Here is a 23,055-nt window from a genome sequence, read left to right on the forward strand (position 1 = left end):
GAGCCATGCGGTCAGAACCGCTGGGAAGGATCTATGCCGCTTCGGAGATATCGCCGTGAGCGATGCAGGAAGCAGCGGTGAACAGCACATCGGTCGAAGAGTTGAGCGCTGTTTCGGCCGAATCCTGCACCACACCGATGATGAAGCCCACCGCCACCACCTGCATCGCCAGGTCATTGGAGATGCCGAACAGACTGCACGCCAGCGGGATAAGCAACAACGACCCGCCGGCGACGCCCGAGGCGCCACAGGCGCAGACCGCCGCCAACAGACTCAGCAGTACCGCGGTGGCGATATCCACCTGAATGCCGAGCGTGTTCACAGCAGCCAGGGTAAGCACGGTGATGGTGATCGCCGCGCCGCCCATGTTGATCGTGGCGCCCAGCGGAATGGATACCGAATAGGTGTCCTTGTGCAGCCCCAGTCGCTGGCACAGCTGCATGTTCACCGGGATGTTGGCGGCCGAACTGCGGGTGAAGAACGCGGTGATACCGCTCTCGCGCAGGCAGGTGAAAACCAGCGGATAGGGGTTGCGGCGGATCTGCCAGAACACGATCAGAGGATTCATCACCAGCGCCATGAACAGCATGGCACCCACCAGCACCAACAGCAGCCGCAGATAACCCAGCAGCACATCGAAGCCCGAATCAGCCAGGGTGCCGGCGACCAGGCCGAAGATACCCAGCGGTGCGAAGCGAATCACCACCTTGACGATCAGCGTAACGCCGTCGGACAGATCCCCGATCAGCCGTCGCGTGCTCTCCTGTGCATGGCGGAAGGCAAAACCGAGGCCGATCGCCCAGGCCAGGATGCCGATGAAGTTGCCATTGAGCAGCGCACGCACCGGATTGTCGGCGACGTTGAACAGGAGCGTTTGCAGCACCGCCCCCACGCCTGACGGTGGCGTGACGTCCGCAGCCCCACTCACCAGCGTGAGTGAGGTGGGAAACATGAAGCTCGCCAGCACCGCAACCGCAGAGGCGCTCAGGGTGCCAAGCGCGTAGAGCAGGATGATCGGCCGTATGTGGGTGGGCTGGCCACGCTTGTGATTGGCCAACGACGAGGTCACCAGCACGAACACGAGAATCGGTGCTACCGCCTTCAGCGCCTGCACGAACAGATCGCCCAGCAGCGCCACCGATTTGGCTGCAGCCGGCAGGAAAAGCGCCAGCAAGGCTCCAGCGACCAAGCCAACGACGATCTGGGCGACAAGGCTGGTACGGCTGATGAAGCGGATGATTCGAGGCATATCGGACATAGGCGCGTCTCGCAGCTTGGCAGAAACGGCCCCTACGCAGCCCGTTCCTGCCGTGGAAAAACGCCGGATGGTACGCCGCTCGCCCGATCATGCCCAGCGTTGTGCTGCCACCGGGCGCCAAAAAGCCGGCCGCTGGCGACCGGCTAGGGCGAAGGGCGCCAGGAAGGCGCCCTTGTACGAAGGATCACACTTGGAAGCGCGCCACCAGATTGTTCAGGTCGATTGCCAGACGGGCGAGCTCCTGACTTGCCGCACTGGTCTGGTTGGCACCGGCCGAAGACTGCAGCGACAGGTCCCGGATGTTCACCAGGTTGCGGTCGACTTCGCGGGCTACCTGCGCCTGCTCTTCCGACGCGCTGGCGATCACCAGATTACGTTCGCTGATCTGGCTGATAGCACTGGCGATGCCATCCAGCGCCTCGCCGGCGGCACGAGCCAACTCCAGCGTAGTCCTGGCGCGCTCGTTGCTCAGCTGCATGGCGTGCACGGCCTTGTCGGTGCCCTGATGCACGTCGCCGATCATCTGCTCGATTTCCTGGGTCGACTGCTGGGTGCGATGTGCCAGCGCCCGCACCTCGTCGGCCACCACCGCGAAACCACGTCCTGCGTCCCCTGCCCGCGCAGCTTCGATGGCCGCGTTGAGCGCCAGCAGGTTGGTCTGCTCGGCGATCGAGCGAATCACATCCAGCACCTTGCTGATATCGCGCACTTGGCCGGCCAGGCGTTCGACCTCGGTGGCGGTCTGCGTCACATCGTCGGCTAGCAGGCCGATTGAGTCGACTGTGCGAATGACCTGCTGGCGGCCGTGCTGCGCCGTGTCGTCGGATTCACGCGAGGCCTCGGAGGTCGCCACTGCGTTACGTGCGACTTCATCGACCGCTGCAGTCATTTCGTTGACTGCAGTAGCCGCCTGTTCGATCTCGTGATTCTGCTGATGCAGGCCGCGGGTCGAGTCCTCGGTCACGACATTGAGCTCTTCCGCCGCTGACGCCAGCTGGTTGGAGGAGTCGGAAATCCCCTGGATGGTTTCACGCAGGCTTCGCTGCATCGCCTGCAGCGCACTGAGCAGGCGCGCCGGCTCGTCGCTGCCGACGACCTGGAAATGGCGGGTCAGGTCACCACCGGCAATGACCTCGGCAACACCGACAGCTTCTGCCAGCGGTTGCACGATACTGCGTGTCAGCAGCATGGCGAGAATGATGGTAGCGATAAACGCCAGGATCATCGCAATGACGACACCCTGGAAAGCGCTGGCCGCAACTTCAAGCGCATGATCACTGGCCGCATTGGCTGCCTTGCGGTTGAGGTCGATGAGGTCATGTACAGCCTGAGAAGTATTCCGCGCATGCTCATTCAACTCACCGCGGGTGATCTCGACAGCCTCCTCAAGGCGGCCCTGCAAGGCGAGCTCGACGATCTTGCGCTGAAAGCTCTCATAGCGTGTCAGTGACTGGTCGAAGGTAGCAAGCAAGGCTTTGCCATCTGCACTCTGTATCAGCCGATCCAGGTCCTGTCGCTCCTGGGACAGCGTTTTGCGCAGGGCTTCGAGGCCTTCGGCAGCACGACTGCGCTCTGACGGCTCGCTGATCAGCAAGCGCAAGGTGCCGGCGCGGATCATCAGGAACTCTTGGTTGACCTGACCGAGCAACTGAATCGTTGGCAGCAATCGCTGATCAACCTCCTCCGCCTCGTCTTCCATCGCGGCAATCCGGGTCAGCGCGAAGACGCCGAGAAGGAAGACCAGCAATGCCACTACGCCAAAACCCAAACCGGCCCTAAGGGCAATTCTCATCTGTCTAAACATAGCAAGACCTCGCTTCGACTACGGGATATAACCGTATATCGGGCAGGGTCATGCATTACTTGACAAGCGACGACAAATATATTTATCGCAACTGAGAATTTCTTTCTTTACGGCTCGCAGCTTCATCCGCTCAGATCCGGAACTTTTGCACCACTTCGTTCAGCCCGATAGCCAAGCGCGCCAGCTCCTGGCTTGCCGCGCTGGTCTGATTTGCCCCGGCCGAAGACTGCAGCGACAGGTCACGGATGTTGACCAGATTCCGGTCCACCTCACGGGCGACCTGGGCCTGCTCTTCTGAGGCACTGGCGATCACCAGGTTGCGCTCGCTGATCTGGCTGATCGCGGCTGTGATGCCGTCGAGCGCCTCACCGGCAGCCCGTGCCATGTCCAGCGTAGTACGCGCCCGCTCGTTGCTGACGTGCATCGCGCTCACCGCCTTGTCGGTACCCTGATGAACGCTGCCGATCATCTGCTCGATCTCACCCGTGGACTGCTGGGTACGATGCGCCAGTGCACGCACCTCGTCCGCGACAACCGCGAAGCCGCGCCCGGCATCGCCAGCCCGGGCCGCCTCGATCGCGGCGTTCAGCGCGAGCAGATTGGTTTGCTCGGCAATCGAGCGGATCACTTCCAGCACCTTGCTGATGTCTCGCACCTGACCGGCCAGATGTTCAACTTCACCTGCGGTATTGGTCACGTCGCTTGCCAGGAGATTAATGGACTCGACTGTCTGCATGACCTGCTTACGCCCGCGTTGCGCGATGTCGCTGGAGTCCTGCGAAGCTTCAGACGTAGCCACCGCGTTACGTGCGACTTCGTCTACGGCTGCGGTCATCTCATTCACGGCAGCGGCCGCTTGTTCGATCTCGTGGTTCTGCTGATGCAAGCCGCGCGTCGAATCCTCGGTAACCGCGTTGAGTTCCTCGGCTGCCGAAGCGAGTTGATTGGACGACTCGGCAATGCCCTGAATGGTCCCGCGCAAGCTACCTTGCATCGTTTTGAGCGAGCTCAACAGACGAGCCGGCTCATCCTTACCTTCCACGATGAATTCGCCGGTCAGATCACCAGCTGCTATGCGCTCGGCTACCGAAACGGCAGTACTCAGCGGGCCGACGACGCTGCGGGTGAACACCCAAGCAAGCGTTACGGTAATGCCAGCGGCAAGCACCAGCGTGGCCACCACCCAGCTGAACGCCGTGTCGTATTGCGCGGACGCACGCTCCGCGGCCCGACCGGCCTCCTCACTATTGATGGCTAGCAGCTGGTTCAACGAAGCGGTCACAGTGTCGGCGTGCTCATTGATTGCACCGTTCACGACCGCCACCGCCTGTGCGTGATCGCCGCCGAGCACATGCTTCATGACGCTCTGCTGGGCAAGCAGATACTGATCGAAGCTCTGCTTGAAGCGCTGATAGGACGCCTTCTCCTCCGGGGTGGTTATAAGCTCAGCGTACAAGGCATCGCGTTGAACCACCTCGGTTAGCAGCTGAGTCAGCCGCTGGGCCCGGTCTTGCACCATCTGAGGGTCTTCAGCCAGCGCTAGCCGCAAGGTGTTAGCCCGGATACGCATCACGGTCACGTTCAGCTCGCTGAGTGCCATGATGCTGGGCAGCCAGTTCTCGTCGACCTCCCTGCTTTCCTCGCGCATGTTGGCCATCTGCTTTAGCGCGAAAATCCCTAGAAACAGGACCAATAGCCCGATTAGGCCGAAGCCGAGGGCGGAACGTTTGCCGATCGTAAGGGTGCGTACGGACATGGGCTTACCTTCTCCATGAAAATGAAACGACGTCACATACCGTGACTTGCTTCACTTATCGGAGGCAGAACCACCCACTTGAATCTTGACGTCAAATTAACGATGCATACCGACTAACGGTCCCGAAGGCCATCATTCAAGCCGCTAGGGCCATCATCATTCGCTCACCTGAAACGTCTGTTCGGCCAGTTTGCGGTCACCTTGGAACACCAGCAGCCGCCATTCCCCAGTGACCACCTCATGGGGCTCCGTGAACTCGAAGGCCATTACATCGGTTTCCGCGTCGGGCACCAGGCCCTGCACCACTTCGAACTTGTCGTGGCGCTTGCCATCAGGTGTGACTACCCCAGGTGTCAGGTACAGCAAGGTCAGCGGCGTGTCTGCCTCGCGCTTGCCAACCAGGCGATAGCGCATCCCAAACTTGCTACCTAGGCGCGCGGGCACTTCGGTGGTCTGACGAATCGGCTGGTCGCGCCGGCTTAACACGCGCTCGCCGGGTTGAAAATCTTCCTTGAGGGTTTCGAAGATGCCGTACTCGACCGGCCCCACTACCTCAACCTGCGCCTGCGCCGGCACACACACGGTGAATAACGTGGCGACCAGCGACCAACGAGCGAACGTCATGACCTGCTCCTTCCAATCTGCGAAGCCGGCAGGTTATGACGTGACGATTACAGCCTGATGACGCTTAGCGCAGCTCGTCCTGACGCTTGCTTGGCAATAGCGCGAGAAAGTTGTCCCGCGCTATGCCTCGCGCCACATCTTCAGGCAGCGCATCGAGAAATGGCGCGAAGGCATGCATGCCGGTGGCAAGATTCTCGAAACGGCCCACCACATCGGAACCGATCACGAAACGTGTCGGATGCCGCTTCGCTAACGCTACCCACTTCGGATCAGGCTTGTCCTGTTCGTCCAGCAGATAGGGTTTGAGCATCGTCCAGGACAGATCGATGTACAGGTTCGGGTAATCATCGAGCAGTCGACTGACAGTCTCATGCAGGAAGGTCAGCTTTTCCTGATGACGATGCAATTCCATGCTGGTACCGGCATGCGCCCAGATGAACCGCGTATGCGGATGGTTGCGCAGCGGTTCCTCCAGCTCGACAAGGTACAGCGGATTGCGCTCGCGCTTGGAGGTGATGTTGGAATGCAGCATCACCGGCAGGTCGAATTCGGCGGCCAGGTGATAGACCCTGGCCAACGCCTCGTTGTTGGCGCGCGGCGTGTCACCCTCGGTCAACGCGGTGACATCGTCATGGCGGGTGAAAATCTCACCCAACCCCTGCCAGAGCCCCGGGTGCAGCTCTAGCATGCGGCGGATATGCGCATCGGCGTTCTTGTCGTTGGGGTTGAAGCCGGAAAGAAACGGATGGAAACGCTTGCGCCGCTTGTCATCCAGCTCCTCGAGAGCCGCGGCGACCAGCACGTCGGTGGCGCTGTACCAGTACACCGGGGCATCGTCACCCGCGTAGTAGCGCGGGCGTTTGGGCTCGTTTTCATGCCATTTCTTCGCCACGGGGATGCCGCTGATCATCACGTGATCGATCCCGCCAGCGTCCATGGCCTCCAGCAACTTCTGCATGCCATCGGTTTCCTGGAAGAAGTCGACGTAGTGCAAATGCGCATCGCTGTAGCGGTACTCGCGCGTTTCCGCTCCAGCGACCGGCGCGAGCAAGAAAAGAGCAGCAAGTGAAAAAACTCTGGAAATGTTCAAAGCACGGTCCTCCTGACAGCCAGCGAGTAGACCGCCGGTACCCATGACCGTTCAGCTTTGCCAGTTGCGCGGCCCCGCTGCGGGCTGCTCACCATACCCCCCACCGTATTGATTGGAATCAAAGCGGGGATACCGTGACGACACTAGTATCGCGTCAATCAAGCGCGCAGCCTGCGCCTGGCTACGCGCAATAATTCTCTGATGCAGCAAAAGGAACATCGCATGGCAATGAAAACCATCAGCGCACGTGGAGAGATGAACGCCGGAATGGCGATCGTGGTGGAGTGCGGCAATCATCGTCTGACGATGGACCAGCCGAAAAACGCAGCAGGACAGGATCTAGGACCAACCCCTCTGGAGGCCATCCTGGCGGCTGTGGCCGGATGTTTCGGTACCATCGGCCGTTTCATCGCCCATCAGCAGAAGATCGAACTGCGCGGCATGCGCTTTGAGCTGGAGGCCGATTACGATCCCGCTGGCCTGTTGGGCCGCGATCCGGATGTACGCCCCGGCTTTCAGGAGCTGCGGGTGAAGGTCGAGATCGACGCCGATCTGGACCAGGCCGGCAAGCAGGCGCTTCTCGAACAGATCGAAAAACGCTGTCCGGTGGCTGATAACCTTACCCATGGCACGCGCTTGGTCAGCGTGCTGCTCTGAGCAAGACAAACGAAAACGGCCCGTCTAAAACGGGCCGTTTTCGTTACACAGGTTACGGATCAGGCTGAGAGCTCGACCAGCAACTTGTTCAGGCGCTGCACATACGCAGCCGGATCCTTGAGGCTGTCTCCCGCCGCGAGTGCGGCTTGGTCGAACAGGATGTGCGAAAGGTCGGCAAAGCGATCCTCATCCGGCTCGGCATCCAGCTTTTCGATCAGCGGATGCTGCGGGTTGATTTCGAAGATCGGTTTGGATTCCGGCACCTTCTGCCCGCTCGCCTCGAGAATCTGACGCATCTGCAGGCCAAGATCCTGTTCGCCGATCGCAAGGATTGCCGGTGAATCGGTCAGGCGGTGGGAAACCCGCACCTCGGCGACTTCGTCACCCAGTGCGCCCTTCAGACGCTCGATCAGGCCTTCCTTGGACTTGGCGATTTCTTCCTGAGCCTTCTTGTCCTCTTCGGAATCCAGTTTGCCCAGGTCCAGATCGCCGCGTGCGACATCGGCGAACTGCTTGCCGTCAAAGTCGGTGAGGTAGCTCATCAGCCACTCGTCAATGCGATCGGTCAGCAGCAGCACCTCGATGCCCTTCTTGCGGAACACCTCCAGGTGCGGACTGTTCTTGACCTGCGCGTAGCTCTCGCCGGTGAGGAAGTAGATCTTGTCCTGGCCTTCCTTCATGCGGCCGAGGTAATCGGCCAGCGAAACCGACTGCTCACCCGAGGCGTCGTTGGTGGAAGCAAAGCGCAGCAGGCCGGCGATCTTCTCCTTGTTGGCGAAGTCTTCCGCCGGGCCTTCCTTGAGCACCTGGCCGAACTGCTTCCAGAAGTTCTTGTAATCCTCGGGCTTGTCCTTGGCCAGTTTCTCCAGCATGTCGAGCACACGCTTGGTCAGCGCCGACTTCATCGAATCGATGACCGGATCCTTCTGCAGAATCTCGCGGGACACGTTCAGCGACAGGTCGTTGGAGTCCACCACACCCTTGATGAAGCGCAGATAGAGCGGCAGGAACTCATCGGCCTGATCCATGATGAACACGCGCTGGACGTAGAGCTTCAGGCCCTTGGGTGCCTCGCGGTGATACAGATCGAACGGCGCACGTCCAGGCACATAGAGCAGCGAGGTGTACTCCAACTTGCCCTCGACCTTGTTGTGGCTCCAGGACAGCGGATTGTCGAAGTCGTGGGCGACGTGCTTGTAGAACTCCTGATACTCCTCGTCCTTCACCTCGGTGCGCGGACGAGTCCAGAGTGCACTGGCGCGGTTGACCGTCTCCCACTCGGGTTCGGTCGGCTTGTCCTGTTCCTCGCCATGGAACTCCTTCGGCAACTCGATGGGCAGGGCGATGTGGTCGGAGTACTTCTTGACGATGTTGCGCAGGCGCCAGCCATCGGCGAACTCTTCCTCGCCGTTTTTCAGGTGCAGGACGATACGAGTACCGCGCTCGGCCTTTTCGACCGTGGCAACTTCGAACTCGCCCTCGCCTGCCGAGGACCAGTGCACGCCTTCGCTGGCTGGCGTGCCGGCGCGGCGGCTGTAGACATCAACCTTGTCGGCGACGATGAAGGCGGAATAGAAACCCACACCGAACTGACCGATCAGGTGCGAATCCTTCTTCTGGTCGCCAGAGAGATTCTTCAGGAAGTCGGCAGTACCAGACTTGGCGATGGTGCCCAGATGCGCAATCACGTCATCGCGGTTCATGCCGATGCCGTTGTCTTCCAGCGTGACGGTCTTGGCGTCCTTGTCAAAGCTGAGGCGGATCTTCAGATCGGCACCGCCCTCGAGCAACTCCGGCTTGGCCAGCGCTTCGAAGCGCAGCTTGTCAGCGGCATCGGAGGCGTTGGAAATAAGCTCGCGAAGGAAGATTTCCTTGTTGGAATACAGCGAATGGATCATCAGATGAAGCAGCTGCTTCACTTCGGTCTGGAAGCCCAGGGTTTCTTTTTGAGTCTCCACACTCATCGTCTACAAACTCCACATCATCGTAATGGCACGGACCGCGGCTGCGGCGATGTCTGGCAGATGGGGGCTAGACGATGGATTTCAAGGGTGACCGACGCAGCACGGCGTCGGTCCGGACACCTCACGGCTCGACAAGCTCGAGCAGAACGATCTCGCCAGGAGCCAGATTGTAGGTAGCCTCGCCCGGCCCGCGGATGACCCGCCGGATAATCAGATTGCCTTCACTGTCGAGGCCGGCGAAGCGTCCTTCGGCGACTCCGCCGCGCTCGGTATGCGCGCGCATAAGCAGGTGTTGGTAGCGCCCGGGATTACGCAGCACCTGCTCCATCGAGAAGCGCAAACGCCGATCCAGGCGGCTTGGCGGTGGTTCGGCAACCACTGGTTCAGGCACATTGCGCGCGGCCGCGACCGCCTCGACCGGCTCAGCCAGCGGTGGATAATCGTCGCCCTTCACCTGCCAGCCCTGCTCGCTCTTGCCCAGGCGCAGCGTGAAGGTCTGTTGCTCGCCTCTGACCTTGGCTTGAACTTCCAGCTCCAGCTCATCGGCCGGCAGGGTAAACGACGGCATGCTTTCCAGGATCACCTCGCGGCTCGCATGCCGGCGCTGCAAGTAATCTTCGATCACGAAAGCGATGGTATCGCGCGAGTCGTGGCGACGATCAACCTGACCGTTCTGGTAGCGAAGACGGTCGCTGTACAGCTCGACGACGCCTGTCAGGCTGGTTTCGAACTGCGGTGGCAGCACTAGATGGAAGTCACCGCGCAGCTTGTTCGGGGCGACTGGCTGCAGGTCAAGGTGCAACGTATAGCCGCGATCTAGGCGGCGCGTTTCGGGCAGTTCCTGATCAGGGCTCAGCCAGGCGATCTCGACTTCAGGCAAGGCTCCGACGTCATCGGGAAGTACATCGACACGTAGCGCGCCTTCGAAGCGCTGGGGCAGACGGATGGTGACTTCCTGGCGGGCAAAGAAGCCTTGGCCTTCGCGCAGGGTCAGCACGCCATTGATGACCTCACCCTGTTGCGGCGTGAACTCGCGGCCGTTCAGCTTCCCGCGTACACCCATGGCCAGGTCGGGCTGTACCTGGGTTGGCAGCCAGCGCAGGCTGAAGATCGCCTCCAACCGCTCTGCATCACGACTGGCCAGCAATGACAGCCCCACAATCAGGGGGATGACGCCCAGGCAGGACAGGATCAGCGCCTTACGCGCCACACGCCAGTGGCTGAACACGAATGCCAGCGTCAACGGAGGCAGCAGGCTGCCAAGGCCCCACAGCAGGCTTGTCGCAAACGCCTGGCTGATCAGCCAGATGAAACCGGCGAGAATTAATAGCAGGCCGCCAAGTATCAACAGTGCTTCCATTCGAGTTCCTTCACGCAATCGCATAGGGGTAACGGCGCACACCGCAACGCCACCCCATGACGAAAGCGTCAGGGCTCGTCGATCTTGAAATGGCAGCGGGCGGTGGCGATGGGCTCGGCCTGATGGGTCTGCCAAGCCGTGATCGCGACGTTGGCGACCCTACGACCCTGACGCCAGACCTGGCAGGCGGCAAAGGTGTCACGATAGTGACCGGCGCGCAGATAATCTATCGAGAAGTCGATGATTTTGGGCAAATGTGGCGCCCCCATGAACATCAGCAGATGCAGCAGCGCCGCGTGTTCCATGAAGCCCGCAATGACTCCGCCGTGAATGGCCGGCAGCGGATTGCCGATGTTGTCCTCGCTCTGCGGCAGCCGGAAAACCATCTCGTCGCCCAGCCGCAAGCATTCGATACCTATCAGCTTGGCGTACGGCACCAACTTGATCAGCGAGTCGTAATCGTTGCTGGCATGCGCTTCGCGCACCAGTTCGTTGAGGTTCAGTGTGCTCATGCCGCGCCATCCTTGCTGAACACGCCCTGAGTGGCCTTGCCCATACGCATGAAGGTGCCCACTACATGAGCGATTGGCTCGTTGATGTCACGCTGGTAGGCAACGCCGCGGGTGAATATCACCGTTGGCGTAACGCGGTAACACTCGGCGAAGCCAAAAATATCGTGACCCGCTTCCGCCGGGTGCATGTAGTCGATACGCAGATCAAGCGTCGGGCAAACCTCCAGCTCCGGCAACGCGCAGGCGGTGGAGATTCCGCAAGTGGTGTCCATCAGCGTGGTGATCGCGCCACCATGAACGCCTCCGGTTTCCGGATTACCGATAATCTTCTCGCTGTACGGAAGGCGCAGCGTGAGCCCCCTGCTGTCGGCATGTTCGACGCTTAGGCCCAGTACCTGACAATGCCGCAGGAAGGACAGGAAGCGCTGGGTGCGCTCGAGTATCTGGCTATCGCTCATTCGAGTTCTCGGGGATTGAAACAAGCCGCGCATGATACCGTCTTGCCACCTACCGTCCCTACTCCTTGGGCATTTCGGCCGGGGAAGTTGGCGTGAATACCATTACCCCAAGCACGTCCGAGTGGAATTCACGGCGGTAGAGAATCAGTACCACGCCGGTGGTGACCGCCATGAAGAACCATGGGTGGACGAACCAGGCCAACGTCGCCATGCCGAAGTAGTAGGCCCGCAGGCCGAAGTTGAACTGGTTGGCCGCCATGGAAAGGACCCGCGCTGCGCGCTCGGCAAAAGCCTTGCGCTCCTGGTCGCTGACATTGCGCTCCCCTACCATCGGCGCCGACGCCACCAGTACCGCGGCAAAGTTGTACTGGCGCATGCACCAACTGAAGGTGAAGAACGCATAAACGAAGACGACGGCCAGGCACAGCAGTTTGATCTCCGACAGCCCGCGACTGACCGGCTGCGCGAACGGCAGATCGGCGAGCAGCGACACCGCGCGCTCCGACGCCCCCAGCGCGGTCAGGATACCGGCGAGAATGATCAGCGTACTGGATGCAAAGAAGGAGGCGTTGCGCTCCAGATTGCCGATCACGTTGGCATCGGCGATGCGGTTGTCGCGCAGCAGCAGGCGTTGCATCCAGTCCTGTCGATACAAGTGCAACACGCTGGCGAGGCAGGCGGTGTCGCGGCCGCGCCATCCCGCGTAGCGGGTGTATCCGACCCAGCAGACGACAAACCAGAGTACAGCGATCAGATGCGGCAGGTTTGAATCAGATAACGTCATGGTGCGCCCTCGGAAACTACGCGGGATTATAGCCAGCCACCTCGACGCTAACGCGGTGCTAGCCGCAGCACGGAGGCAGAGACCGACCGATGTCAGCTCTGCCGCCGCGCAGCCCTACACCTGGCGTTGTCGATCGGCGCGCCCGAGCAGGCGATCCGTGACAACAGCCAAGACCAGCATCACCAGTACTGGAACCAGCCAGCCCATGCTCTGATCCGCCAAGGGCAGTTGCGCGAACAAGGTCGGCACCCAGTTCCCCAGACCCGCCGCAGCGAGGCCGTCGACCACCCCGAAAATCAACGTCACGCCCATCACCGGCACGAACACCCGCGACGCCGACAACCAGAAGCGGTCCAGCAGGCTCAGTGCGACCAGCACGATTGCCAGTGGATACAGGCCTACCAGCACGGGTACCGACACGCTGATCAGCTGGGTCAGCCCCTGGTTTGCCACCAGCAGGCTGAACAGCGCAAATACGATCACAACAGCGCGGTAGGACACAGGCAGCAACGCGCTGAAGAACTCACCGCAGGCCGTGGTCAGGCCCACTGCAGTCGTCAGGCAAGCCAGGGTGATGACCACAGCGAGCAACAGGCTGCCGGGGGTGCCGAAGGTGTGCTGCACATAGGTGGTTAGAATCTGCACACCGTTTTCGGCACCTGCAGCAATACCCTGGCTCGTGGCGCCAAGATAGAACAGTGCCAGGTACACCAGCGACAAGCCGATAGCCGCGATCACGCCGGCAATCATCGAATAACGCGTCACCAGCGCCGGTTCGGTCACGCCACGGTCACGGATGGCGGTGGCAATCACGATCCCGAATACCAGCGCGCCGAGCGTGTCCATGGTCAGGTAGCCTTCCAGGAAACCCTTGATCAACGGCGAAGCACGATAGCTCTCGGTAGCAGCGCCTACCTCACCTGCCGGGGCGAAGATTGCAGCGCCGCCTAGCACCAATAGCGCCGACAGCAGCACCGGCGTGATGAACTTGCCGATGCGGTTGACCAACTGCCCTGGATTTAGCACCAGAAACAGCATGGCGGCGAAAAAGACCAGGGTATAGATGAACAGGGGCATGCCGGCGTTGCCGCTGAACGGCGCAATGCCCATCTCGAATGAGACGACGGCTGTACGCGGGGTGGCGAACAGCGGGCCTATCGCCAGATAGACGGCCACCGCCAGTACGGTGCCGGCAACTTTGCCAAGCGGCGCGGTAAGGCGGTCCATGCCACCACCAACACGGGCCAACGCAACGACGGTCAGCAGCGGCAGGCCGACGCCGGTCAGCAGGAAGCCCAGTGCTGCGTGCCAGACGAACTCCCCCGCTGCCATGCCAGCGCTGGGCGGAAAAATGATATTGCCGGCGCCAAGGAACAGCGCAAACGTCATGAAACCAAGTGCCAGCAGGTCAAAACCTTTCAAACGATTCATGCGAAAAAAACTACCAAATGGATAACGGCGTAAACGAATGCTGCACACGCATCATCATGCGCGCGCTCTAAGCATTTCATGGGCCTGAATGATGGATTACGGGTTTCCTTTCGGGATAAGCGGAAACGTCATTCAGCCGGTTAGGCCGAATCCTTCGTTGCACGCCGTCGCTCTTGTGGATCGAACAAGCGTATGAATGGGCGGCAATGATGCCACGATGCGGCGACGGATGCTGACCGAACCGTCAGTAATGGCCGCGAAAAAGTGTCGCTCCGTAGCGTCCGGAACGTTGCTACGTGGTGGATGCCGCGCACAGCGCCGAGCGGTGATAACAACCTGCCCCGCTACAAAATCCTAAGCTAAAGCCCCGAGGCAAACCCGACAGGTCTGCCTCGGAGCATGCGAAGACTCAGCAGCTCGAACGCCCGGTTGCAGGCGGGCGCAGGAGATACGTCAGGCCTTCATCTCCCAGCCGGTCACTTCCGCGAGCGCCTTACCGATATCGGCAAGCGAGCGAACAGTCTTCACACCCGCGTCCTGCAAGGCAGCGAATTTCTCTTCAGCCGTACCCTTGCCGCCAGAAATGATCGCACCGGCATGGCCCATCCGCTTGCCAGCGGGGGCGGTGACGCCGGCGATGTAGGAAACCACCGGCTTGGTCACGTTGGCCTTGATGAACGCAGCCGCCTCCTCCTCCGCCGAGCCGCCGATCTCGCCAATCATCACGATGGCCTCGGTTTGCGGGTCTTTCTGGAACAGCGTGAGGATATCAATGAAGGTCGAGCCCGGAATCGGGTCGCCGCCGATGCCGACGCAGGTTGACTGGCCGAAACCCGCGTCGGTGGTCTGCTTCACGGCTTCGTAGGTCAGCGTGCCGGAGCGCGAGACGATGCCGACCTTGCCTGGCATATGAATGTGTCCAGGCTGGATGCCGATCTTGCACTCACCGGGTGTGATTACGCCGGGGCAGTTCGGCCCGATCAGGCGCACGCCCAACTCATCACACTTGATCTTCACCTCGAGCATATCCAGCGTCGGGATACCTTCGGTGATGCAAACGATCAGCTTGATGCCACCAACCGCCGCTTCAAGGATCGAGTCCTTGCAGAACGGTGCCGGCACGTAGATGACCGAAGCGTCGGCGCCGGTGGTTTCAACGGCCTCGCGGACGGTGTTGAACACCGGCAAGCCCAGATGCATCGTGCCGCCCTTACCCGGCGTGACGCCGCCGACCATCTTGGTGCCATAGGCAATCGCCTGCTCGGAGTGGAAAGTACCCTGCGAGCCGGTGAAGCCCTGGCAAATGACCTTGGTGTGCTTGTTGATCAATACGCTCATTACTTGCCCTCCGCGGCTTTGACAACCTGAATGGCCGCATCGGTCAGGCTGTTCGCACCGATGATGTTCAGACCGCTCTCACTCAGCATCTTGGCGCCCAGATCGGCGTTGTTGCCTTCCAGACGTACAACCACAGGCACCTTGACGCCCACCTCACGTACCGCGCCGATGATGCCTTCGGCAATCATGTCGCAGCGCACGATTCCGCCGAAGATGTTCACCAGAACGGCGGCGACGTTGCTATCGGAAAGAATGATCTTGAACGCCTCGGTCACGCGCTCTTCGGTGGCGCCACCGCCGACATCCAGGAAGTTCGCCGGCGCACCGCCATGCAGGTTGACGATATCCATCGTGCCCATGGCCAGGCCGGCGCCATTGACCATGCACCCGATGTTGCCGTCGAGCGCCACGTAGTTCAGTTCCCACTTGGCCGCATGCGATTCGCGCGGGTCGTCCTGAGACGGATCGGCCATATCGCGTAGCTTGGGCTGGCGGTAGATGGCATTGCTGTCGATATTGATCTTGGCGTCCAGACAATGCAGGTTGCCGTCGGTCTTGATCACCAGCGGGTTGACTTCGAGCAGCGCCAGGTCGTAATCCTGGAAGAGCTGGGCAAGGCCGACGAATATATGGACGAACTGCTTGACCTGGTCGCCTTTCAGACCGAGCTGGAAGGCCAGCTCACGAGCCTGGAACGGCTGCGCACCGACCAGCGGGTCGATAGTGGCCTTGAGAATTTTCTCGGGGGTGTCGTGAGCGACTTTCTCGATGTCCACGCCACCCTCGGTCGATGCCATGAAGACGATTCGGCGGCTGGCACGATCAACTACGGCGCCCAGGTAGAGCTCCTTGTCGATATCGGTGCATGCCTCGACGAGGATCTTGCTGACCGGCTGGCCATTGGCGTCGGTCTGGTAGGTTACCAGACGCTTGTCGAGCCACTGCTGGGCGAATGCCCGGGCTTCATCTTTGCTACGGACCAGCTTTACGCCACCAGCCTTGCCACGCCCACCAGCGTGCACCTGGGCTTTGACCACCCATTGCGTGCCACCGATCTTGTCGCAGGCTTCCGCTGCTTCCTTCGGGCTATCGACCGCATAACCCTTGGACACGGGCAGACCGTATTCAGCGAACAGTTGTTTACCTTGGTACTCGTGAAGATTCATGCTTTCTACCGTCTGGTTTGGTATTGGCGCATTTACGGCACGACCAGCAGCCGTGCCTCCCTCACAAGTCGCTGAAAACTATCTGCGAATTCACGATACCTCTCAGCGACCTGCAATCCTTTTCGAAACCGCAGTTTGCAAAAGGCCCGGCGTATCAGTCGATACGTCGGGCCCGGGTACAGCACGAAACCGATTAGCGCTTCTTGCGATTGGCGATGTGGATGGCGTGGCCATTCACTGCCAGGGCAGCCTCATGCAGCGCTTCGGACATCGTTGGGTGCGAGAACACCATCATGCCCAGGTCTTCGGCACTGGTACCGAATTCCATACCGATCGCGCCTTGCTGAACCAGCTCGGCAGCGCTTGGGCCCATGACGTGAACGCCCAAAACACGGTCGGTCTTGGCATCGGCGATAACCTTGACCAGGCCGGCGGTATCGTTGGCCGCCATGGCACGGCCGCTGGCCGCGAACGGGAAGGTACCGACATTAATTTCGACGCCTTCGGCCTTGAGCGCTTGCTCTGATTTGCCGACCCACGCGATTTCCGGGTGAGTGTAGATGACCGACGGAATCAGGTCATAGTTCATCTGGGTCTTGTGGCCAGCGATACGCTCGGCAACCATCACGCCCTCTTCCGAGGCCTTGTGGGCCAGCATCGCACCGCGGACCACGTCACCGATGGCGTACACACCTGGAACGCTGGTGGCGCAATAGTCGTCGACGAAGATGAAACCGCGCTCATCCATATCGACACCGGCATCGGCAGCCAGCAGCTCGGAGGTGACCGGACGACGGCCAACCGCGACGATCAGCTTGTCGAAGGTCATCTGCTGCTCGCCTTCGGCACTGGTGAAGTTGACGGTCACTTGATCGCCCTTCACTTCCGAACCGGTCAGACGAGCGCCCAGCAGGATCTTCAGACCCTGCTTGGAGAGGATCTTGAACGCTTCCTTGGAGATCTGCTCGTCAGCCGCGGGAAGGAACTTGTCCATCGCTTCGATAACAGTGACTTCGGCGCCCAGACGAGCCCAGACCGAACCCAGCTCCAGACCGATCACGCCGGCGCCGATGACGCCGAGCTTGCCCGGAACGCTCTGGAAGTCCAGCGCACCAGTGGAGTCAACGATCACTTTCTGATCGACCGGCGCCGGCGGAATGTTCACCGGAGTGGAACCGGATGCCAGGATCACGTTCTCGGCAGCCAGCGTCTGCACGTTGCCGTCCAGGCCGGTCACTTCGACCTGCTTGCCGGCCAGCAGCTTGCCGTGGCCTTCGAAGACGGTCACGCCGTTGGCTTTCAGCAGAGCCGAAACACCACCGGTGAGGTTCTTAACGATCTGGTCCTTGCGCGCGACCATGGTCGGAACGTCCATGGCCACTTCGCCGGTGCTGATGCCGTGGACCTTGAAGCTCTCGTGGGCTTCGTGGAACTTGTAGGAGCTGTCCAGCAGCGCCTTGGAAGGAATGCAGCCTACGTTCAGGCAGGTGCCGCCCAGAGCGGTCTTACCGTCCTTGCCCTGGTACTTTTCGATACACGCGGTCTTCAGACCCAGCTGGGCTGCACGAATCGCGGCCACATAGCCGCCAGGGCCGGCACCGATGACGACGACGTCGAATTTCTGGCTCATTACGAATCCTCTTCAAAAGCAGCTAAAAGCCAAAGGCTGCAGGCGGCACGGTCGGCTTTCACCTTACCTGCCAGCTGCAGCCCATGACGTTTCTATCAGATATCCAGCAGCAGACGGGCCGGGTCTTCCAGCAGGTCCTTCATGGTAACCAGGAAGGTTACTGCTTCCTTGCCGTCGATCAAGCGATGGTCATAGGACAGGGCCAGGTACATCATCGGCAGAATGACCACTTGACCGTTAACAGCCATTGGGCGTTCCTGGATCTTGTGCATACCGAGGATGGCGGTTTGCGGCGGGTTGACGATCGGCGTCGACAGCAGCGAACCAAACACACCACCATTGGAGATGGTGAAGGTACCGCCAGTCATCTCTTCGATGGTCAGCTTGCCGGCTTTGGCCTTCTTGCCGAAGTTGTTGATACCGCCCTCGATCTCGGCCAGGCTCATGTGCTCGGCGTTGCGCAAGACTGGAACCACCAGACCGCGGTCGCTGGAAACGGCGACGCCGATATCCTGATAACCGTGGTAGACGATGTCATTGCCATCGATGGAAGCGTTTACGCCTGGCTGGCGCTTGAGTGCTTCGACCGCGGCCTTGACGAAGAAGGACATGAAGCCCAGACGCACACCGTTGTGAGTCTTCTCGAACAGGTCCTTGTACTTGGAACGCAGCTCCATGATCGGCTTCATGTTGACTTCGTTGAACGTAGTCAACATCGCCATGGAGGATTGCGCTTCGACCAGGCGCTCGGCGACCTTGGCACGCAGGCGAGTCATCGGAACGCGCTTCTCGACGCGATCGCCTTCGGCGAAGATCGGAGCGGAGGCAGCCGGAGCAGCCGGCTTGGCAGCAGCAGCCGGAGCGGATTTCTTGGCTTCGACGGCGGCGACCACGTCTTCCTTGGTCACACGGCCATCTTTACCGGTACCGGCGATGCTGTTCGGATCGATACCGTTCTCCTCGGCCATCTTGCGAGCAGCAGGAGCAAGGATCGGCTCTTCACCCGCCGTTGCAGCAGCAGCCGGAGCAGCAGCTTGAGTCGGCGCAGCAGCCGGCGCAGGTGCGGCGGCGGCAGTGGCGCCAGCCTCCAGCTTGCCGAGCAGCTCGCCGCTCAGCACGGTATCGCCCTCGTTCTTGACGATCTCGGTCAGCACGCCGTCAGCTTCGGCGAGCACTTCCATCACCACCTTGTCGGTTTCGATGTCGACGATCAGCTCATCACGCTTGACCGCATCGCCCGGCTGCTTGTGCCAGGTGGCAACGGTGCCGTCGGCAACCGATTCCGGGAATGTAGGGGCTTTGATCTCGATAGCCATTATTCAGGGGTCCTATTGATTCGGTTTCTACATCGAGGCCGCCATATAGCGGCCCCTTGCACGAAATGGTTAAACGGTGAAGGCGTCCTGCAGCAGTTTTTCCTGCTGTTCGGCATGCATGGAGGCGTAACCGACCGCCGGTGCCGCTGAAGCATCACGACCCGCGTACTGGAGGAACAGTTCCTTCTTGTGTGCGGTGGCCACACGACGCATGTGATGCTGACTGCAGTACCAGGCACCCTGGTTCATCGGCTCTTCCTGACACCAGACGATGTGCTTGAGGTTCTGGTAAGGCGCGAGCGCTTCGGCCAGATCCTCTTCCGGGAACGGATACAGCTGCTCGATACGCACGATGGCAATATCTTCTCGGCCTTCGGCACGGCGCTTGTCCAGCAGGTCATAGTAGACCTTGCCGCTACACATGATCACACGCTCGACCTTCGCCGGATCGACCGCGTCGACTTCCGGGATAACGGTCTGGAAGGAACCCTGGGTGAGCTCTTCCAGGGTCGAGGTCGCCAGCTTGTGACGCAGCAACGACTTGGGCGTCAGTGCAACCAGCGGCTTGCGCAGCGGACGAATCGCCTGGCGACGCAGCATGTGGTAGACCTGAGCCGGAGTCGTCGGCACGCAAACCTGGATGTTGTGCTCGGCACACAGCTGCAGGTAACGCTCCAGGCGAGCGGACGAGTGCTCCGGACCCTGCCCTTCGTAGCCATGCGGCAACAGCATGGTCAGGCCGCACAGGCGACCCCACTTGTGCTCACCACTGGTGATGAACTGGTCGATCACCACTTGAGCGCCGTTAGCGAAATCGCCGAACTGCGCTTCCCACACGACAAGCGCGTTAGGCATGGTGGTGGCGTAACCGTATTCGAACGCCAGAACCGCTTCCTCGGAGAGGAACGAGTCGTACAGATCGAAACGCGGCTGACCTTCATAGAGGTGCTGCAGCGGAATGTAGGTACTGCCATCCTTCTGGTTATGCAGCGCAGCATGGCGATGCGAGAAGGTGCCGCGGCCGACATCCTGACCGGAGATACGTACCGGGTGACCTTCGAACAGCAGCGTGGCGTACGCCATGACTTCCGCGTAGCCCCAGTTGATGGCCAGCGCGCCCGCGCCCATCTTCTGGCGATCTTCGAGAATCTTCGAGACCTGACGCTGCACCACGAAGCCTTCCGGCGTCTGCAGCAGCTTGTTGGACAGATCCTGCAGGGTCTTCAGATCGAAGCTGGTGTCATGACGGGCGGTCCAGGCATGGCCCAGATACGGACGCCAGTCGACGAACAGCTCTTTGTTCGGCTCTTTGACCAGGCTCTTGACTACGTGCAGACCGTTATCGAGCGCCGTACGGTACTCGTCGATCTTGGCCTGAACACGCTCGTCATCCAGCACCTTGGACTGGATCAGCGAATCGGCATAGAGCTCACGAGTGGTGCGCTGCTTGGCGATCTTCTGGTACATCAACGGCTGGGTGCCGCTCGGCTCGTCCGCTTCGTTGTGACCACGACGACGGTAGCAGATCAGATCGATGACGATATCGCGCTTGAACTGCATCCGGTAATCGACTGCGAGCTGGGTGACGAACAGCACCGCCTCGGGATCGTCTGCGTTCACGTGGAAGATCGGCGCCTGAATCATCTTCGCCACATCAGTCGCATACTCGGTGGAGCGAGCATCTTCCTGCTTGTTGGTGGTGAAGCCGACCTGGTTGTTGACGACGATGCGGATGGTGCCACCGGTGCGATAGGCACGGGTCTGCGACATCTGGAAGGTTTCCATCACCACGCCTTGACCGGCGACAGCAGCATCACCGTGGATGGTAACCGGAAGCACCTTGTCGCCAATCGGATCACAACGGCGGTCCTGACGGGCACGTACCGAACCCTCGACCACCGGGGACACGATTTCCAGGTGGGACGGGTTGAATGCCATCGCCAAGTGAATCTCGCCACCTGGCGTCATCACGTTGGACGAGAAGCCCTGGTGGTACTTGACGTCACCCGAGCTCAGACCTTCGACCTTCTTGCCTTCGAACTCGTCGAACAGGTCGCGCGGGTTCTTGCCGAAGGTGTTGACCAGCACGTTCAGACGGCCCCGGTGGGCCATGCCGATGACGATTTCCTTGGTGCCATAGGAGCCGGAACGCTGAATGATCTCATCGAGCAGCGGAATCAGGCTCTCACCACCTTCCAGACCGAAACGCTTGGTACCCGGATACTTGGTGCCCAGGTATTTTTCCAGACCTTCGGCCGCGGTCAGGCGCTCGAGCAGATGGCTCTTGAGCTCCGGCGAGAAATCCGGACGGCCACGCACGCTTTCCAAGCGCTGAACGAACCAGCTGCGTTGCTCGGAGTCGACGATGTGCATGTACTCGGCGCCGATGGTGCGGCAATAGGTTTCTTGCAGCGCCTGCAGGATTTCGCGCAGAGTGGCCTGACCGTTGACCATCGCCAGGTCACCAGTACGGAACACTGTGTCGAGATCGGCGTCAGTCAAACCGTAGTTGTTGATAGCCAGATCAGCTGGGGCGGTGCGCTGCTGCAAACCAAGCGGATCGAGCTGTGCTGCCTGGTGGCCGCGCACTCGGTAGGCCTGGATCAGGCGCAAGACTTCGATCTGCTTCTTCTCGTGCTCGCTGCTCACACTGCCTGCAGAAACAGGCTGGGCACGACGCTGGTTCTTGGCCAGCAGGACGAAGTGGTCGCGAATCGTCGAATGCGATACATCGGCTGAAGCGCTGCCACCGGAGGGCAACTTCTGGAAGTAAGTGCGCCACTCTTCGGGCACAGCGTTGGGATCGTGCAGGTAGAGCTCATAAAGCTCTTCCACATAGGCAGCGTTACCACCGGATAGGTGGGCACTGTCCCACATGCGCTGCATTACGCTTTCTTGCATGTCTGGTCACCTTCGATAAGGAGACACCACCAGCGTGGAAACCGCAGCATGACTTCCCAAGTTCTGAAGCAGCGACTCAGGTAAAGCCACTACGGACCGCGCAGATAGTTTCCGGGCACAACCCGGATGCTCCTGCTGGTCATCAAATTTTCAGAGTGGAATCCCGGCTTTGTGAGCTGGGATTCCTACTAAAACTACGGCGCCGAGCTTCAACTTCGGCGCCGCAGGTGTAACGGGTAAAGCGATCCGGCCGTTCAAGGCTAGCGCATAACCTTTCGCGACCGGGGTGTCATCAGGTACCGCTCTGCAGCAGCATGTTGCGTATGTGACCAATCGCTTTGGTCGGGTTCAATCCTTTCGGACAAACGTCAACGCAATTCATGATACCGCGGCAACGGAACACGCTGAACGGATCGTCCAAACCAGCCAGACGGTTCTCGGTTTCGGTGTCGCGGCTGTCGGCCAGGAAACGATAAGCCTGCAGCGACGCGGCCGGACCGAGAAACTTGTCCGGGTTCCACCAGAAGGACGGGCAACTGGTCGAGCAGCAAGCGCACAGAATGCACTCATACAGACCATCCAGCTTCTCGCGATCTTCCGGGCTTTGCAGACGTTCGATAGCCGGCGGCGGCGTATCGTTCATCAGATACGGACGCACTTTCTCGTACTGCTTGTAGAAGATGCTCATATCGACGGCCAAGTCACGAATAACTGGCAGTCCCGGCAGCGGACGCACGACCAGCTTGTTGTTCTTGACCACGGCGGACAGCGGCGTGATGCAAGCCAGACCGTTCTTACCGTTGATGTTCATCCCATCGGAGCCACACACGCCTTCACGGCAGGAGCGACGATAGGAGAAACCCTGATCCTGTTCCTTGATCAGAGCCAAGACGTCGAGAACCATCAGATCCTTACCATCGGTATTGACCTGAAAATCCTGCATGAACGGCTTTTCGTCCTGATCGGGGTTGTAGCGATAAACACTCACTTGCAACATATCGTCGAC

At 60.3% G+C, this 23,055-nt stretch carries 18 protein-coding genes; 1 reads left to right on the top strand and 17 read right to left on the bottom strand.

Annotated features, from left to right (window positions below; genetic code table 11):
• Positions 1 to 31: 31 nt before the first annotated feature.
• The 5 genes from sstT to UIB01_RS12345 all read right to left on the bottom strand — a co-directional run bounded on the left by sstT (position 32) and on the right by UIB01_RS12345 (position 6,400).
• A complete protein-coding gene (sstT, locus tag UIB01_RS12325; RefSeq protein WP_038660814.1) occupies positions 32 to 1,258 on the bottom strand; it encodes a serine/threonine transporter SstT in 1,227 nt (408 codons plus the stop codon).
• Between the two features lie 184 nt (positions 1,259 to 1,442).
• Complete coding sequence (locus tag UIB01_RS12330; RefSeq protein WP_038660817.1) at positions 1,443 to 3,050, bottom strand: methyl-accepting chemotaxis protein; 1,608 nt, start codon at positions 3,048 to 3,050, stop codon at positions 1,443 to 1,445.
• A gap of 142 nt (positions 3,051 to 3,192) precedes the next feature.
• Positions 3,193 to 4,818, bottom strand: coding sequence for a methyl-accepting chemotaxis protein (locus tag UIB01_RS12335; protein WP_038660820.1), 1,626 nt, complete (start codon positions 4,816 to 4,818; stop codon positions 3,193 to 3,195).
• Positions 4,819 to 4,974: 156 nt separating this feature from the next.
• Positions 4,975 to 5,442, bottom strand: a complete 468-nt coding sequence (locus UIB01_RS12340; RefSeq protein ID WP_038660823.1) for a DUF3859 domain-containing protein — start codon at positions 5,440 to 5,442, stop codon at positions 4,975 to 4,977.
• Positions 5,443 to 5,506: 64 nt separating this feature from the next.
• The gene (locus UIB01_RS12345; protein WP_373278840.1) at positions 5,507 to 6,400 is read right to left on the bottom strand and encodes an amidohydrolase family protein; all 894 of its coding nucleotides are present in this window, start codon (positions 6,398 to 6,400) and stop codon (positions 5,507 to 5,509) included.
• A gap of 354 nt (positions 6,401 to 6,754) precedes the next feature.
• Between UIB01_RS12345 and UIB01_RS12350 the strand changes: the two genes are divergently transcribed.
• Positions 6,755 to 7,189 carry an OsmC family protein gene (locus tag UIB01_RS12350; protein ID WP_038660829.1) on the top strand — a complete coding sequence of 145 codons (435 nt, stop codon included), beginning with the start codon at positions 6,755 to 6,757 and terminating at the stop codon, positions 7,187 to 7,189.
• 59 nt (positions 7,190 to 7,248) lie between these two features.
• On the opposite strand, the gene htpG is transcribed toward UIB01_RS12350, so the two are convergent.
• From htpG to UIB01_RS12410, 12 genes are all read right to left on the bottom strand, one after another.
• Complete coding sequence (gene htpG, locus UIB01_RS12355; protein ID WP_038660832.1) at positions 7,249 to 9,153, bottom strand: molecular chaperone HtpG; 1,905 nt, start codon at positions 9,151 to 9,153, stop codon at positions 7,249 to 7,251.
• Positions 9,154 to 9,274: 121 nt separating this feature from the next.
• Entirely contained in the window at positions 9,275 to 10,513 is a 1,239-nt protein-coding gene (locus UIB01_RS12360; RefSeq protein WP_038660835.1) for a hypothetical protein, read from the bottom strand.
• A 68-nt stretch (positions 10,514 to 10,581) separates the two neighbouring features.
• Complete coding sequence (locus UIB01_RS12365) at positions 10,582 to 11,025, bottom strand: PaaI family thioesterase (protein WP_038660838.1); 444 nt, start codon at positions 11,023 to 11,025, stop codon at positions 10,582 to 10,584.
• Positions 11,022 to 11,483 carry a PaaI family thioesterase gene (locus UIB01_RS12370; RefSeq protein WP_038660841.1) on the bottom strand — a complete coding sequence of 154 codons (462 nt, stop codon included), beginning with the start codon at positions 11,481 to 11,483 and terminating at the stop codon, positions 11,022 to 11,024. Before UIB01_RS12370 ends, UIB01_RS12365 begins: the two co-directional genes overlap by 4 nt.
• 58 nt (positions 11,484 to 11,541) lie before the next feature.
• Positions 11,542 to 12,267, bottom strand: a complete 726-nt coding sequence (locus UIB01_RS12375) for a DUF599 domain-containing protein (protein ID WP_038660844.1) — start codon at positions 12,265 to 12,267, stop codon at positions 11,542 to 11,544.
• Positions 12,268 to 12,381: 114 nt separating this feature from the next.
• Entirely contained in the window at positions 12,382 to 13,698 is a 1,317-nt protein-coding gene (gene brnQ / locus UIB01_RS12380; protein WP_038660847.1) for a branched-chain amino acid transport system II carrier protein, read from the bottom strand.
• Positions 13,699 to 14,151: 453 nt separating this feature from the next.
• The gene (gene sucD, locus UIB01_RS12385; RefSeq protein ID WP_038660850.1) at positions 14,152 to 15,036 is read right to left on the bottom strand and encodes a succinate--CoA ligase subunit alpha; all 885 of its coding nucleotides are present in this window, start codon (positions 15,034 to 15,036) and stop codon (positions 14,152 to 14,154) included.
• Positions 15,036 to 16,202 carry an ADP-forming succinate--CoA ligase subunit beta gene (gene sucC / locus UIB01_RS12390; protein ID WP_015277274.1) on the bottom strand — a complete coding sequence of 389 codons (1,167 nt, stop codon included), beginning with the start codon at positions 16,200 to 16,202 and terminating at the stop codon, positions 15,036 to 15,038. Before sucC ends, sucD begins: the two co-directional genes overlap by 1 nt.
• Positions 16,203 to 16,395: 193 nt before the next feature.
• The gene (gene lpdA / locus UIB01_RS12395; protein ID WP_038660853.1) at positions 16,396 to 17,832 is read right to left on the bottom strand and encodes a dihydrolipoyl dehydrogenase; all 1,437 of its coding nucleotides are present in this window, start codon (positions 17,830 to 17,832) and stop codon (positions 16,396 to 16,398) included.
• Positions 17,833 to 17,927: 95 nt separating this feature from the next.
• Positions 17,928 to 19,148, bottom strand: coding sequence for a 2-oxoglutarate dehydrogenase complex dihydrolipoyllysine-residue succinyltransferase (gene odhB, locus UIB01_RS12400; RefSeq protein ID WP_038660856.1), 1,221 nt, complete (start codon positions 19,146 to 19,148; stop codon positions 17,928 to 17,930).
• A 69-nt stretch (positions 19,149 to 19,217) separates the two neighbouring features.
• On the bottom strand, positions 19,218 to 22,049 hold the full coding sequence (locus UIB01_RS12405; protein WP_038660859.1) for a 2-oxoglutarate dehydrogenase E1 component: 2,832 nt from the start codon (positions 22,047 to 22,049) through the stop codon (positions 19,218 to 19,220).
• A 292-nt stretch (positions 22,050 to 22,341) separates the two neighbouring features.
• Complete coding sequence (locus UIB01_RS12410) at positions 22,342 to 23,046, bottom strand: succinate dehydrogenase iron-sulfur subunit (RefSeq protein WP_003302396.1); 705 nt, start codon at positions 23,044 to 23,046, stop codon at positions 22,342 to 22,344.
• Positions 23,047 to 23,055: the final 9 nt, after the last annotated feature.

The organism is Stutzerimonas decontaminans (assembly GCF_000661915.1).
GTDB classification, from domain to species: domain Bacteria; phylum Pseudomonadota; class Gammaproteobacteria; order Pseudomonadales; family Pseudomonadaceae; genus Stutzerimonas; species Stutzerimonas decontaminans.

What these genes read in the sequence shown, in the direction of transcription:
- sstT (WP_038660814.1), bottom strand. Translation starts at nt 1,258, where the DNA reads ATGTCCGATATGCCTCGAATCATCCGCTTCATCAGCCGTACCAGCCTT.
- UIB01_RS12330 (WP_038660817.1), bottom strand. Translation starts at nt 3,050, where the DNA reads ATGAGAATTGCCCTTAGGGCCGGTTTGGGTTTTGGCGTAGTGGCATTG.
- UIB01_RS12335 (WP_038660820.1), bottom strand. Translation starts at nt 4,818, where the DNA reads ATGTCCGTACGCACCCTTACGATCGGCAAACGTTCCGCCCTCGGCTTC.
- UIB01_RS12340 (WP_038660823.1), bottom strand. Translation starts at nt 5,442, where the DNA reads ATGACGTTCGCTCGTTGGTCGCTGGTCGCCACGTTATTCACCGTGTGT.
- UIB01_RS12345 (WP_373278840.1), bottom strand. Translation starts at nt 6,400, where the DNA reads ATGCAGAAGTTGCTGGAGGCCATGGACGCTGGCGGGATCGATCACGTG.
- UIB01_RS12350 (WP_038660829.1), top strand. Translation starts at nt 6,755, where the DNA reads ATGGCAATGAAAACCATCAGCGCACGTGGAGAGATGAACGCCGGAATG.
- htpG (WP_038660832.1), bottom strand. Translation starts at nt 9,153, where the DNA reads ATGAGTGTGGAGACTCAAAAAGAAACCCTGGGCTTCCAGACCGAAGTG.
- UIB01_RS12360 (WP_038660835.1), bottom strand. Translation starts at nt 10,513, where the DNA reads ATGGAAGCACTGTTGATACTTGGCGGCCTGCTATTAATTCTCGCCGGT.
- UIB01_RS12365 (WP_038660838.1), bottom strand. Translation starts at nt 11,025, where the DNA reads ATGAGCACACTGAACCTCAACGAACTGGTGCGCGAAGCGCATGCCAGC.
- UIB01_RS12370 (WP_038660841.1), bottom strand. Translation starts at nt 11,483, where the DNA reads ATGAGCGATAGCCAGATACTCGAGCGCACCCAGCGCTTCCTGTCCTTC.
- UIB01_RS12375 (WP_038660844.1), bottom strand. Translation starts at nt 12,267, where the DNA reads ATGACGTTATCTGATTCAAACCTGCCGCATCTGATCGCTGTACTCTGG.
- brnQ (WP_038660847.1), bottom strand. Translation starts at nt 13,698, where the DNA reads ATGAATCGTTTGAAAGGTTTTGACCTGCTGGCACTTGGTTTCATGACG.
- sucD (WP_038660850.1), bottom strand. Translation starts at nt 15,036, where the DNA reads ATGAGCGTATTGATCAACAAGCACACCAAGGTCATTTGCCAGGGCTTC.
- sucC (WP_015277274.1), bottom strand. Translation starts at nt 16,202, where the DNA reads ATGAATCTTCACGAGTACCAAGGTAAACAACTGTTCGCTGAATACGGT.
- lpdA (WP_038660853.1), bottom strand. Translation starts at nt 17,832, where the DNA reads ATGAGCCAGAAATTCGACGTCGTCGTCATCGGTGCCGGCCCTGGCGGC.
- odhB (WP_038660856.1), bottom strand. Translation starts at nt 19,148, where the DNA reads ATGGCTATCGAGATCAAAGCCCCTACATTCCCGGAATCGGTTGCCGAC.
- UIB01_RS12405 (WP_038660859.1), bottom strand. Translation starts at nt 22,049, where the DNA reads ATGCAAGAAAGCGTAATGCAGCGCATGTGGGACAGTGCCCACCTATCC.
- UIB01_RS12410 (WP_003302396.1), bottom strand. Translation starts at nt 23,046, where the DNA reads ATGTTGCAAGTGAGTGTTTATCGCTACAACCCCGATCAGGACGAAAAG.